Source organism: Sulfurovum lithotrophicum (assembly GCF_000987835.1).
GTDB lineage: Bacteria > Campylobacterota > Campylobacteria > Campylobacterales > Sulfurovaceae > Sulfurovum > Sulfurovum lithotrophicum.
Genome location: NZ_CP011308.1, coordinates 1,394,712 through 1,407,303 on the forward strand (window position 1 = coordinate 1,394,712; position 12,592 = coordinate 1,407,303).

17 protein-coding genes are annotated in these 12,592 nt (G+C 45.2%); 7 read left to right on the forward strand and 10 right to left on the reverse strand.

Features of this window, described 5'->3' with window-relative positions:
• Window positions 1-85: 85 nt before the first annotated feature.
• From YH65_RS06835 to YH65_RS06865, 7 genes are all read right to left on the reverse strand, one after another.
• A complete protein-coding gene (locus YH65_RS06835) occupies window positions 86-751 on the reverse strand; it encodes an ABC transporter ATP-binding protein (RefSeq protein ID WP_046551221.1) in 666 nt (221 codons plus the stop codon).
• Window positions 748-2,271, reverse strand: coding sequence for an ABC transporter permease (locus tag YH65_RS06840; RefSeq protein WP_046551222.1), 1,524 nt, complete (start codon window positions 2,269-2,271; stop codon window positions 748-750). The genes YH65_RS06835 and YH65_RS06840 overlap by 4 nt, the downstream gene beginning before the upstream one ends.
• 2 nt (window positions 2,272-2,273) lie before the next feature.
• Window positions 2,274-3,278, reverse strand: a complete 1,005-nt coding sequence (locus tag YH65_RS06845) for an extracellular solute-binding protein (RefSeq protein ID WP_052746123.1) — start codon at window positions 3,276-3,278, stop codon at window positions 2,274-2,276.
• A complete protein-coding gene (locus YH65_RS06850; RefSeq protein ID WP_154806479.1) occupies window positions 3,275-3,934 on the reverse strand; it encodes a 3-keto-alpha-glucoside-1,2-lyase-like domain-containing protein in 660 nt (219 codons plus the stop codon). Before YH65_RS06850 ends, YH65_RS06845 begins: the two co-directional genes overlap by 4 nt.
• Window positions 3,935-4,000: 66 nt before the next feature.
• On the reverse strand, window positions 4,001-4,333 hold the full coding sequence (locus YH65_RS06855; RefSeq protein WP_046551223.1) for a hypothetical protein: 333 nt from the start codon (window positions 4,331-4,333) through the stop codon (window positions 4,001-4,003).
• A gap of 3 nt (window positions 4,334-4,336) precedes the next feature.
• Window positions 4,337-4,573 carry an EcsC family protein gene (locus YH65_RS06860; RefSeq protein WP_046551224.1) on the reverse strand — a complete coding sequence of 79 codons (237 nt, stop codon included), beginning with the start codon at window positions 4,571-4,573 and terminating at the stop codon, window positions 4,337-4,339.
• Between the two features lie 47 nt (window positions 4,574-4,620).
• Entirely contained in the window at window positions 4,621-5,307 is a 687-nt protein-coding gene (locus tag YH65_RS06865; RefSeq protein ID WP_046551225.1) for a class I SAM-dependent methyltransferase, read from the reverse strand.
• Between the two features lie 58 nt (window positions 5,308-5,365).
• Between YH65_RS06865 and YH65_RS11270 the strand changes: the two genes are divergently transcribed.
• The 4 genes from YH65_RS11270 to YH65_RS06885 all read left to right on the forward strand — a co-directional run bounded on the left by YH65_RS11270 (window position 5,366) and on the right by YH65_RS06885 (window position 8,028).
• Complete coding sequence (locus YH65_RS11270) at window positions 5,366-6,217, forward strand: helix-turn-helix domain-containing protein (RefSeq protein WP_169745666.1); 852 nt, start codon at window positions 5,366-5,368, stop codon at window positions 6,215-6,217.
• A 63-nt stretch (window positions 6,218-6,280) separates the two neighbouring features.
• The gene (locus YH65_RS06875) at window positions 6,281-6,877 is read left to right on the forward strand and encodes a DinB family protein (RefSeq protein ID WP_046551226.1); all 597 of its coding nucleotides are present in this window, start codon (window positions 6,281-6,283) and stop codon (window positions 6,875-6,877) included.
• Window positions 6,878-7,010: 133 nt separating this feature from the next.
• A complete protein-coding gene (locus tag YH65_RS06880; RefSeq protein ID WP_046551227.1) occupies window positions 7,011-7,643 on the forward strand; it encodes an NAD(P)H-dependent oxidoreductase in 633 nt (210 codons plus the stop codon).
• Window positions 7,644-7,683: 40 nt separating this feature from the next.
• Window positions 7,684-8,028 carry a TraR/DksA family transcriptional regulator gene (locus YH65_RS06885; protein ID WP_046551228.1) on the forward strand — a complete coding sequence of 115 codons (345 nt, stop codon included), beginning with the start codon at window positions 7,684-7,686 and terminating at the stop codon, window positions 8,026-8,028.
• 18 nt (window positions 8,029-8,046) lie between these two features.
• Here the strand turns inward: YH65_RS06885 and YH65_RS06890 are convergent, their stop codons facing one another.
• The 3 genes from YH65_RS06890 to YH65_RS06900 form a co-directional block, all read right to left on the reverse strand.
• Window positions 8,047-8,448, reverse strand: a complete 402-nt coding sequence (locus YH65_RS06890) for a rhodanese-like domain-containing protein (protein WP_046551229.1) — start codon at window positions 8,446-8,448, stop codon at window positions 8,047-8,049.
• Window positions 8,449-8,511: 63 nt separating this feature from the next.
• Window positions 8,512-9,303, reverse strand: coding sequence for a methyltransferase family protein (locus YH65_RS06895; RefSeq protein ID WP_245609178.1), 792 nt, complete (start codon window positions 9,301-9,303; stop codon window positions 8,512-8,514).
• Window positions 9,252-10,598 (reverse strand): PepSY-associated TM helix domain-containing protein, encoded by a 1,347-nt coding sequence (locus YH65_RS06900; protein ID WP_046551231.1) that lies wholly within the window; start codon window positions 10,596-10,598, stop codon window positions 9,252-9,254. The genes YH65_RS06895 and YH65_RS06900 overlap by 52 nt, the downstream gene beginning before the upstream one ends.
• A gap of 399 nt (window positions 10,599-10,997) precedes the next feature.
• On the opposite strand from YH65_RS06900, the gene YH65_RS06905 reads away from it, so the two are divergent.
• From YH65_RS06905 to tmk, 3 genes are read left to right on the forward strand one after another with little or no spacing between them, the layout of a single operon-like run.
• Complete coding sequence (locus tag YH65_RS06905; protein WP_046551232.1) at window positions 10,998-11,519, forward strand: UbiX family flavin prenyltransferase; 522 nt, start codon at window positions 10,998-11,000, stop codon at window positions 11,517-11,519.
• A gap of 18 nt (window positions 11,520-11,537) precedes the next feature.
• Window positions 11,538-12,014: a pantetheine-phosphate adenylyltransferase gene (gene coaD, locus YH65_RS06910; RefSeq protein ID WP_046551233.1), complete on the forward strand. Its 477-nt coding sequence runs from the start codon at window positions 11,538-11,540 to the stop codon at window positions 12,012-12,014.
• A complete protein-coding gene (gene tmk, locus YH65_RS06915) occupies window positions 12,014-12,589 on the forward strand; it encodes a dTMP kinase (RefSeq protein WP_046551234.1) in 576 nt (191 codons plus the stop codon). The genes coaD and tmk overlap by 1 nt, the downstream gene beginning before the upstream one ends.
• Window positions 12,590-12,592 lie beyond the last annotated feature (3 nt).

A 12,592-nucleotide genomic window follows, 5' to 3' on the forward strand; every position in this document is an offset into this window, starting at 1 on the left:
TTTCAGTACAGGAACTGTACTCTTCTTGGATAATTCTACCTAAAAAATATGTTTTTATAAAGTGTTATGATATAGCTGCTTCATTCTAAAATACTGATCGTTCAACAATCCTGCCGTTCTGTATCTCCACGATCCTCTGTGCTATTTGTTGGCCTTCCTCCCTGTTATGCGTCACATACACCAGTGTAAAGCCCAGCTTTTCCTGTAGAGTTATGATCTCCTGTCGAAGACGGATATTGAGTGCTTCGTCCAGACTTGAAAGCGGTTCATCCATCAACACTACTTTGGGAGAAAGTACCAGTGCACGTGCCAAGGCAACCCTTTGCTGTTCTCCACCCGAAAGGGCCTCGGTCTTTTTCTTTTCATAAGCGGGAAGCCCAACAAGTGCCAGAAATGCTTTGACCTTTTCCGCTCTCTCTTTTGGAGGAACCTTGTGCATCTTGAGGCCAAATGCTATATTCTCGCCTACATTCATATGCGGCCATAAGGCCAGGTCCTGAAAGACCATGGAGATAGCCCGCCGGTGGGGTGGCACGATGACGCTGCCCTCTTTGCTGACAACCTTCGAACCTATTACAATATCTCCTGAATCAGGTGCTATAAACCCAGCTATCAGTTTCAACAGGGTAGATTTCCCGGAACCGGAACTGCCAAGCAGCACAAGCCGTTCATTGGCTTTGACGCTTAGGTCGATCTTGTTCAGAATGGTTCTGTTTTCATACATAAATGAAAGGTTTCTGATCTTTATCATACTCTTTTCCACCTGTTCAATATAAAAAACGGTACTACGACGGAGAGCACCATAATGGCACAAAACGAAGCGATCATCTCCGGTTTCCCGTTTGCCATCTGTGTCACGATGTAGACCGGCAGCGTCTCATACCCGGGAGGATAGACCAGCATCGTGATTGTGCTTTCCCGGAAACAAAAAAGATAACTCACTGCAAAAACAGCAAGGAGTGTCTTTTTTGACTGCGGCAAAAGAATGTAACGCAGAACAGAAAACCAGTTCGCCCCGGATACCTGTGCCGCTTCTACCATGGAAGGTGGGATCTGCAACAATTTACGTTCACTCATTTTTGCCGCTACCGCCATATATTTGCCGGCATAACCAAAGATGACGATCAGTGCAGAAGTGTAAACGATATCGAGCATGGGTCTGTTCCAAAGCAGTATCAGTCCGATAGCCAGCACGGTCGCCGGAAGGGTCAACAGAAAAACGATACTGGCATCGAAAAACCGCCAGTACGGCAGTACTCTGTAGGCAATGATGTAAGCAAGCAAAAATCCAAGTATCGTCAATAAGGCTGCCCCGCTGAAACTATACAAATAACTGTGTACAAGCGGTATCCAAGCTTTTGCAAAGGCACCAAAGAGTGTCTCGAAGTCAGGAATACGCAAAAACAGGGACAGCAGAGGAAGGACAACGATCACCATAATAATAAATCCCACCGCTATACTGAATACTATCTGATATTTTTTCAGAAGTGATATGATGTTGATCCGCTCAAGTTCTTTGAGTTTGAACAGTTTTTTGTCCAGATAGACCCTTTCGACCAGCAGGACACCTGCGGCGACAATGATCATCGGCAGTGCCATCATCAGTGCCGCCTTAAAATCGTAGAAGGCGCTGAAACGTACAAAACTCTCCAGTGGGAAGACACGGTACCTCAGTACGTTCGCCACGCTGTACTCTCCAAAAGTCAGAATGAATACCAGTAAAAAGGAAAGTACCAGTGCCGGCATAATCAGCGGCAGTGAGATATACCTCAATACACCGATATCGCCCGTGTACAGTCTTGCCGCATCTTCAAGGTCGGTAGCCACCTGCTTCAGGAAGACCATCGTCAGTACAGTCGGAATGGGCAGATAGACTGAAAAAAGTACCCATGCCGTTCCTCCAAAACCAAAAAGGACAGTACTGAATGCACTATTGACACCGATGACATCTATCCACCCCAGCGCTATGATGTAAGGCGGGATCAGCAGAGGAACGATCAAAATAGATAAAAAGAATCGGGAAGCAATCAGATCGGTCTTGGCAAAGAGTACCCCCAGAAGCGTACCCAGAAATGTTGTGATCGAGGCAACGACAAAGCTCAGGAGTATACTGTTGGCAAAACTTCCGTAGACCTCTTTCTGCGAGAAAAGCGATCGAACTGTTTGTACATCCATACCGCTGAAAGCATTCCATATCATCACGATGACCGGCAGCAGGCCGATCAGCAGAAACAGCAGGATCACTCCCCAGGCGAATATCTGCCGCTGCATCGCTATCTGTCCAGCCAGGCTTTGAGATAAGGCTGTATTTTTATCATTTCATCTGCCTCTCTGGCATAATCAATCTTCATCACTTTCAGTTCCGAGATCGGTTTGAGCGATGCAGGTATTTTAACACCCTTGTGCAGGGGTATCTGTGCGCAGTCTGCAAAAGCCAGTATCTCTTCCGTTTCAGGGCTGAGTAGAAAATCAATCAGTTTTTTGGCAGCTTCAGGATGCTTGGCATGGGTTATGAGCATCACGGTATTGGGGATGACAAACAGACCCGTTTCCCCCTCTTTCTGGTCAGGGTAGATTATGCTGACCGGAGCATGCTGCTTGAGGCGGCTTACGGCATCATCACTGTCCACTAGAGCGAAATCATATTTGCCCGATGCAACCAGATCGGCACTTTCGCCATTGCTTGTAGCAATGGCTACATTATTTGCCTTCATCTGCTCCAAAAACTGCTTTGCATTTGCATCACCCAAAAGTGTAAAAAGTGCTGCCATATGGGAAGTGGTCGTACCAAAGAGCGGATTGGCAATGACCCCTTTTCCTTTGAATTCAGGTTTAGCATAGTCAAAGACGGAAGCGGGAACCATCTCTGCATTTTTGTTGACAATGAAAAGCCGTACCCTTGCTGAAAAACCAGTCCAATAGTGCTCTTTTTGTTTGAACTCTTCCGGTATGCCTTTGGCATTGGGGCTTTCATAAGGTACTAAAATATCTTTTTTACGGAGCACCTCCGCCCTGATGGGTTCATTCGCCCAGTAGACATCCGCCTGGGGATTGTTCTTTTCCGCGATCAGGCGGTTCATCACCCCAGTACTTTTGGATTCCTCACTGTCATACACGGCATTGACCCTGATACCTGTTTTCTCTTCAAAGGCTTTCAATACCGGTTCGGAAAATACCTGATCTTCGGAAACATATATGGTGACACTCTGTGTATCGTTTTGTTTTGAACATGATGCAAATATGAGAGATACAAACAAAAGAAGTATGAATTTCATCATTTATCATCCTTTACCGTGAAGTCATCAAAGGAAGTAGCCGCATCTGCCTTGGTCCACACACCGACACCACCACTTTTTTTGATAGCATCATTGTCGTAACTCAACAACTTTTTACCATTTAAAAAGCCTTCAAAATGACTGCCTTTCTGTATGATCTTCATAAGGTGCCACCCCTTCTCAAGATGCACATCAGCAGAATACAACTTCTTTCGGTCACCGTTTATCACGGAGTAAAACCTGAAATTGTCTTCAAGCGGATTGAACCTTGCAACATAGTATGTATCCTTATCCTGTACTCGCCACATAATCCCGCCACCCTGATCTATCTTCCCGTTATTTGCTTTGAACCATACGGAGATCTCACCATCTTTAAATGACACATCATTGGTGTAACAAAGATTAAAAGACCCACCATAGCCCTCGTCAAATGCACTGAGAGACAAAACCTTTTTCCCCCGGAACGGCTCTTTTGTTTCAACTACTTCCCACACTGCTGTTGTTCTTTCGGCATTCGTAGCTGCACTTTTCCATGTTTTGGGAAGATGGCCTGTTTTTACGTTTTCAAAATTCTCCTCTGTTACAGAGCTATAAGCGAATGTGGAAACACCCACTACCACCAAAGAATAAAAGAATAAAAGCTTCAACTGCTGCTTCATCACAGAACTCCTCTCTTTGTTTTTGGGCATTATACCACGTTTCCATATGTGATATTTTGCCCCAATCTACACAATCACCTTCAACATCTTTGCATATTCTTCGGGTATCTCAAAGGCTTTACCTTCAAGGTAGGAAGCTCCAACCGTATTGATCCAGGCTCTGGAAGTATGGATGCCGTATATTTTCAGGAGGTGCCTGCCATTCTCTTCCGTCAGCTCATAACGCCTTACATCAACGGCAAGAGGTTCTTTCTCTCCTTCGAGCAGCACTTCCAGGGTTATACTTTTATTTTTGGAATCCAAATTGAGTTTCAGCATCTTTCCATACTCCTTTATGTAAGCGTTTATGGCTATCTTGGCACCTTTTGACAGTGCGGCATCTTTCACTTTTTTCAACATCGTTCAAAACTCCGTTTTGTTATAGAGCATTTCTACCTTCTCGCTGCCATATTTTTTCTCCAGCCGCTTCACGATAAAATGTCCCTCTGCCATATCCTGGAAGTGGCCGATGAACATCAGGTTGATCGCCGCACCGCCTGCCGCACCTACAAGCGGAATGGTCTGTGCTGCCAGCTTTTCGGAGACCACAATGCCAAAACGAGATGCAATGGTATTGATGAATTTGATGAGTATGGGCATCTGAAAAAGGTTCTACTGCGTACATATAGGACTCCTCTGTTCTAATTCTAACAACTTCTTCTTGTGATCTTCATCATCTCATCAGCCCCTTTCTGGAACTCATACCCGGTTTTGACAATTTCCACTTTATAGCCATCTGCTTCCAGCATATCTACTATGCTTTCAACGTAGGGAGACCGTTCGTTCGTCAGCGTCAGCAGCGGGAAAATGCGTACCTCTTTGGATACCCGAAGCATCTCTCTGACAGCATCTTTATGAAAAGATTCATCCAGGTGGTCACTGTAGAGGAAAAGAAAGTGTGAAGAGAGTGCCAGATCAAAGCTGTCATTTTCAAAGGGAAGATTCGGCAGTTCAGCGGCAATGTATCTGCCCTCCTCTTTCCCATCTTCATAGTCCATCAGAAACTCCATCATTGCTTCGATGCGTATGTGCTCCAGTGATTCTACATCAGGGATGTTCTTCCAGACGAAATTACCGGCATTCGCTTTCACCTGCGCCATCACATCTTCCGCAACCTCATCGATACGCTGCATGATCTCCTTCTTGCTGTAGGCATAGAGCGGATCGATGGAAACCACAGTGCCATCGTCGTAGTCCACTTCCGTATTGAAACTCGATGGTCCGTCACCGCATCCGAGTATCTTTTTAGTCAGCACATCCTCTTTGCTGAGATCGAACATCTCCATATACTCTTTTTTGCTGCGTCCCCAAGGTATGATGTTTTCCAGTTTCATGGTATGTACACTCTTTTTTTCTTGTCATTCTATCACACAAAACGATATAATCGTCCTTATGACAGTCACGATCCCCAACTATATGATAGAAAGAAACGAACCGACACTTGTTCATCTTGGCAACGATCTTTACCTGGAACAGATGCGGACCCATACCCAAAAGATACTTGTCCGCAATACGATGCATGGTCTCACGCTCGTAGAATCCGGATACAAAGAGGTGGAAATGAACACCCAAAGTACTGTCATCGAAAAAGAACATGCCGTATTTTTTGCACAGGGAAACTACTTCAGCAACCAAAACTCCTCTGATTACAGAACACTCACTCTCTTTTTTGATGATACCTACATAATCAATCTGCTCAAGAAATACCGGATCGCGCCGCAAGGTACTGCAAAGCGCATTGAAGTCATTCCCTACGGTACATCCGATACCATCAGAATACTCATCGAATCCATTCAAGTTACTGCCAGAGAGAAGAAACCCCATTTCAAAACCCTGCTCAAACTCAAAACGGAACTACTTTTTTTGGAATTCTACCAACACGCACCCCGTCAACTCGCATCTTTCTTCCAGCATGTAACTGAAACCTCAAACGAGCGTATGCGTTATATTCTGGAAGAGAATATCGACATTCTCTACACCGTTACCGATATGCATACGCTCCTGCGTATGGGCCCTTCACACTTTCATACACAGTTCGTCAAACATTTCGGGGTATCTCCCAAAACATGGCTGGACAAAAAACGTATGGAGAAGGCAATGTTCCTTCTGACCTCTTCCGAGAAAAGCATCAAGGAGATCGCTGCGGAGTGTGGCTACAGCACTTCTTCCTGGTTTATCGTACAATTCAAAAAGTATTGCAAAACAACACCAAGGGAGTTTAGAGTAGAAAACCGATACAAATAGATCCTTTTCTTATACTCTGAAATGAAGAAACAGTCTATACTTCAATAAAAAAAGAGAGAAATAATGAAAGAAGTCGATTCAAAAGAAATCATCGAAACATTGCAAGAGGCAGGTGCCGGTATCTCGCCTTTCAAACGTCTAATAGCAAAACATGTGATTTTCCCAATGCTGAACCGTTTCATCTCATGGGAGAAAGCCGGGGACATCTATGACAGGGAAGGTACAAAGATCATCGCACTTGTCTCTCCTTTGAGTAAAGAAAAGCTCTTTGAGAGGGTCCTTGTACCGAAACTCTTTGGCCTCGAGGACAATTCCCGCTACTACTCTGTCGCCATGGTCATCAAGCACCTGCTGATAGTTGGAAATGCTTTACAGACACGCATTCCCCTCCTCTCACAAGGGAGAAAACTCAATGATCAGGTCCAGATAGAAGATGTCAAACCCTACACGGAGATAGAAGATGATATTGTACAGCAGTTCGAAACTTTTTTGGCTTCTTACAGAAAATTACTCAATAAAAATGTAAAGAACATCTACATAGACAATACTTCAGCACATCCATGGTTCGGTGAGTTCAATCCGAAACAGTGGTCTATCCTGGGTATGGTACATCAGATCGTTCACCGCAGACAGATCGAAGCGATCATTAAAGAGCTGTAGGAGGTTCTGTCCTCTTATTCTTCCGCACCCATTACTTCTTTTCACGATCCGGCTTTGCGTAATCACTGACCATACGCTTACACCTTACAAACTTTTGGTAGAATACAGACAGAAAATACCAAAAGGATCCGCCATGTTAAAAAATGATTTCACCAAAGCGATGCAATTCCGCCATGCATGCAAACTCTTTGACGAAACAAAGCAGATACCCGATGAGACCATGCGCTACATTCTAGAAGCCGGACGCACCTCCCCCTCCTCTTTCGGAATGGAACCATGGAAGTTCCTTGTTATCAGGAATGAAGAGATGAAGACAAAACTGCGCCCGTTATGCTGGAACCAGCCGCAGATCACGACCTGTTCAGACCTTGTGGTCATTCTGGCAGCCATCGAGAGTGTCAGGCCCCAAAGCGGCATCCCCGAAAAACGTTTTGCCAGACGTCCTCTCCCGCAGGAGCAGATAGATGCCTACGTCGACCTCTACGGGAATTTCCTGGCCGATACACTTTCAACCGATGAGAAGACCTTCTGCTGGACGGCGAGACAGACCTACATCGCACTGGCGAACATGATGACAGCAGCAGCTTACGAACAGATAGACTCCTGCCCCATCGAAGGTTTCGAGAAAGAGAATGTGGAAAAACTGCTTGGGATAGACAGTTCCAAATATCAGGTAGCCGTGATGGCTGCATTCGGCTACAGAGTCAACGAACAGAGTGAACAGTTGAGGCTGCCTTTTGAAGAGATAGTGGAATTCATCGACTAAGCGAGACACTTAAATCAAACATTTTAAAGTGGAAATATACATGACAGCGGAACAAAAACAACAATTCAAGCAGATCATCGAGGAACAGATACAAACTCTCAGCAGTGAGATCGAAGAGATCCGGGCTGCCATCTATCCGACTAAAGGCGAGGGAACATCAGACAAGGTCGCCCACATCAGTTTCAAGCAGGAGCAGAGCATTCATTTTCAACGCTATGAAGAGGCGACAAAACGCCTGAACAGGCTCAAGCAGGCCTACCTGAAGATCGATACCCCCGAATACGGCATTTGCAAAGAGTGCGAAGAAGACATACCCATAGAAAGACTCAAGCTTGTGCCTGAATCACTTTACTGTGTAGCCTGCATGAATGAACTTGGGTTGTAAAACACATCACAAAACCGCTTACTGTTTAACGGTCTTCTTCCCTGCTTTGATCCAGCCGTTCTCTATACCGCCTTTGAGTTCGTAGACATTTTTAAAGCCCATTTGCTCAAGCCCTTGCCCCAGAGCTTTTGTGCGGTTGGCATGCGCACAGTAAATGAGTATAGGCTCTTTTTTGTCTTTGACCAAATGCCCCAGCTCAAAGAACCAGCCTGCAAGGTCCGGCTGTCCGTTTGGTGTAAAGAACATCATCTTGTGCGCACCCTTAATGATACCTGTTGTCTTCCATTCGTCGGGTGTACGGATATCTATGACAGGATATCCTTTTGCCTGAAGTTTGGCGAACTCGTCCGCATCCACTGTTTTAAACTCTGCAAAAAGCGACACACTTAAAAATGCCGCCAGCAATACTATTTTTTTCATTCTGTAACCCTTTTGTTTTTTTGGCAGTGTACTGTAAAAAGGTTAATCCCGAAAAACACTTTTTTATTTCCAAAACGGGAACATCATCGCAACTCTTTTTTTATAGTCGGCATAGACTTCTCCCATTTCCCGTACAAGGTCCTTCTCTTCAAAGTAAAGGCCGATAAAAATGTAAACGGTGAATCCAATGGAAAGTACCAGATGTCCATAGCTCATTGCAGGCGTGAACCACATACCCATCAGTACACCCAGCTGAATGGGATGACGAAGGTATCTGTAGAGCTGCTTCTCTTTGAATGCAATAGGTTTTGCTTCTTTGCCTGTCAGGTAAAAATAAACCTGCTCCAGCCCGAAAAGCTCGAAGTGGTTAATGATGAAACTGGCATAGACCGATAACCCCCAGCCAAAAACAAACCCTGCCTCCAGCAGCCATTTGAGCCAGCCATTTTCAACTTTCCATACATATCCGTCGATGGGCTGATAGTACAGACACATGACAATGAACACCACGCCAGAAAGCAGCACATAGGTACTGCGTTCACTCACTTTCGGGATCATTCGTGTGACCATACGCTTGAACCCTCTGCGCGCCATTCCCGAATGCTGCAGGCCGAAAAGAAGGATCAGTGCAATGTCAATGAGCAGCGCCATTCCCAAAGAGATTTCCTGCGGCATATCAACATTGTTTGACACAACATTCCAGTCACTGATGTAAAGGATGAACCATATCTGTCCTGTCAAACCTACAATGTAGGCAAAGACACCGTATAAAAAAATGAGCCATTTATCTGTTTTATGTTCCATCATTCCTGCTTTGGCGTTCTTTTTGAAAACAGTCTCTTTTTGTGAATCCATCTTGAAATACCGGTAAATCCAAGTATCAACAGTGCTATGGCGACAAAATCATTGATCCATTTCCACCAGGGAGCCATAAATACCCCTCCATGTATGGTCCGAAGTGTCGAAAACAGCGTGGCATCTTCAAATTCCGGCATCATTCCCTCGTAATGTTTGTAAGTAAAAAACTTGACCTCATCATCATAGTCATACGCATCCTTGAACGTATAGGGAACATCTTCCAGGGTTTTCCACACTCCGTCATAAAAACGGTTTGATCCGTCTTTCACACTTACATACAGCACACCATCTATCCGTGCCATACGATAGGCGAAACCTTTTGTCTCCTGTTTCCAGCTTTTAAGGTCAGTACTTTTGTAGACACCATACCTGTTTCCTATCCGGTAAGTCGTCCCGTCAAAATCAACAGACCAGATATCGGAGGTTAGAGAGGAGTAGACAGGCGGTAAAACACTGTGAGGCACCACCGTTTCGGTCATGAACTTTTTCAATCCCCCTGAGTGGTTCAGAAATATTCCTGTTACTGCCAGGATGGTCAAAGGTATAAACGCCAGGACAACCACACTGTTTGCGTGCCACTTTATGAGTTTCCTGCTCATTTCGGCTTTTTTCTTCAGGTGTATATACCACCAGACAAGATAACCGCTAAGCGATAGGAAAATCAAAACCAGTGCCCCGTAGTCATTGAGCAGTGCAGAGAGCTTCCCGTCCAGAAGTCCACGTCCGAAATGCAGATCTTTGATCAGGTTTTTGAGCGTTATGTCATCCTGTAGTTGTGATGCATCTATTTTGACGACAGTATCGCTGACCACCGAAGCATCATCTCTTTTGATCAGCAGCAGCCTGTGTTTGTCGATACTTGCAAGCATATATTTATCGGTGACTGACAATGCGTTGACATAGTTTCCCTGAAGAGCATAAGGATTCCACTTTTCATCTTTGAGTACATAGATACCGTCGGAGGTGGCTGCGTAGCTTGTATTGGCATCTGTTTTAATGGCCAGACACTGAAGGTCAGTCATTTGACTGTACGTCTCACCCTCATCAAACGTTTCAAAGATCCCGCGTTTTCCGCCGACGATGATGTGGTCGGTATCTTCACTGTCTACCCAGTATGCTTCAAAAAGTTTTTTGTCTTCCGTCAATGTCGTGTTGGGTACATTCCCAACTGTTGTCGTGTAGAGAAAGTTCCACTGCCTGTTGTTGATAAAAAAGCCCGTAAGCCCCAACACCAAAAGGAACAGCCCGACAAGAAGCCCGAAAAATTTATGCAGTTTAAAAAGTTTTACCATGCAGAATCCATCCTGTAGAAATTATCTCAAAGCATTATAACAACAATTGCTTTTAGCAACTATGTACCGGCATTTCCCGGATGAGTGAAAGATGATTATTTTTTCATTTACCAAATTGTATATAACGGTTAATTCTTTATTACCCTCTATTAACGCCCATAGGTTATACTTCTCATATGAAAGGTGGCAAACTCTTTCAAGAGATTTTGTTTTACTCCTTGTCCAAAATTGTAAACTTCCTTGTTTATCTCTTGGAGAGTCATCTTTTAAAAACCAAAGAGCCGTCCTCCCCTTACTTCAATTATAAACTTCCTTGTTTTGTAGGCTCTTTGGTTTCCCCTGTCTTAACAATCTTTTGATATAATCACTTCTATTAACCCCTAACTAAGGTATTTTCAATTGAAACTTGTTGTAGCCATTACCGGTGCGAGCGGTGTTGCACTGGGGAAAAAATTTGTCGACTATCTGCCTGATGGCATCGATGTGCATGTGGTCGTCACGGACAATGCCTTTACCGTCGAATCTTTCGAGAACGAAAAAGTGACACTGCATACTTCGAAGGACATCGCCGCCTCCGTTTCAAGCGGTTCATTCAGGGTCGATGCCACAGCCATCATTCCCTGCAGCATGAACACCCTTGCAAAGATCGCCTGCGGGATCAGCGACAATCTTACCACACGTGTCGCAGCCGTGGCTCTCAAGGAACAGAAAAAACTCCTGCTTGCCCCGAGGGAGCTGCCCTTCTCCGCCATCGCACTGGAGAACATGCAGAAACTGGCAGCACTGGGCGTTATCATAGCCCCTCCTGTCATGGGTTACTACTCAGATGCTTCCTCCATGGAAGAGATGGAGAAGTTCATCATAGGCAAATGGTACGACGTTTTAGGAATTCCCAACGAGCTGTATGCCCGTTGGAAGTGAAGAATTAAGGAGTTTTCAATGAGATCAGCCATCTACCCCGGAACTTTTGACCCGATCACCAACGGACATCTCGACATTATCACCCGTGCCTGCAAGATGTTCGACCGCATCATTGTCGCCGTAGCGGCATCCGAAGCCAAAAAGCCCATGTTCACACTGGAAGAACGCATACAGATGGTTCAGGCTGCTACCCGGGATTTTCCGAAGATCGAAGTGATCGGTTTTGACAAGCTGCTTGTCGATCTTGCACAGGACCTTGAAGCCAATATCGTCGTTAGAGGCCTCAGAGCTGTCAGTGACTTTGAATATGAATTGCAAATGGGCTATGCCAACGCTTCACTCGACCCCGACCTGGAGACCATCTACCTGATGCCAAACCTCCAGCACGCTTTTGTCAGCTCATCCGTCGTACGGGCCATACTTGCCTACAACGGAAAAGTAGACCATCTCCTTCACCCTGAAGTCCATCGTATCATCCAAAAGATCAGAGCATAATGTATATACTCTTTGAAGGCATCGATACCTGCGGGAAAAGCACCCAGATAGAACTGCTTGCACAAAAGTATCCCGATATCATTACCACCCATGAACCCGGCGGCACGGCATTTGGCCAAAAAGCAAGGGAGATTCTCCTGAGTGATTCACTCCGTTCCAAAAGAGCCGAGCTGCTTCTTTTTCTGGCTGACCGGGCAGAACACTATGAAGAAGTAGTCGCACCCAACCGGGATAAAATAGTGATCTCCGACAGAGGTTTCATATCGGGTATCGGTTATGCACTTGCCAACGGTGATTTCGACTTTGATGAGCTGGTCGCCCTGAACCGCTTTGCCCTCAAAGGCCACTTCCCAGACCGCATCATTCTCTTTTTAACAAATATGGAAACTTTACAGGAACGTACATCACAAAAGGAGCTTGACGGTATCGAGCTTCGCGGGCTTGAATATCTGCTACGTGTACAGGAACATATGAAAGAGAGTATCCTCAAACTCGGTATTCCCCACCTCTTCATCGATGCGACGGACAGTATCGAGAACATCCATCAATCCATTCTTACCTACTTGAAGGTATAATTC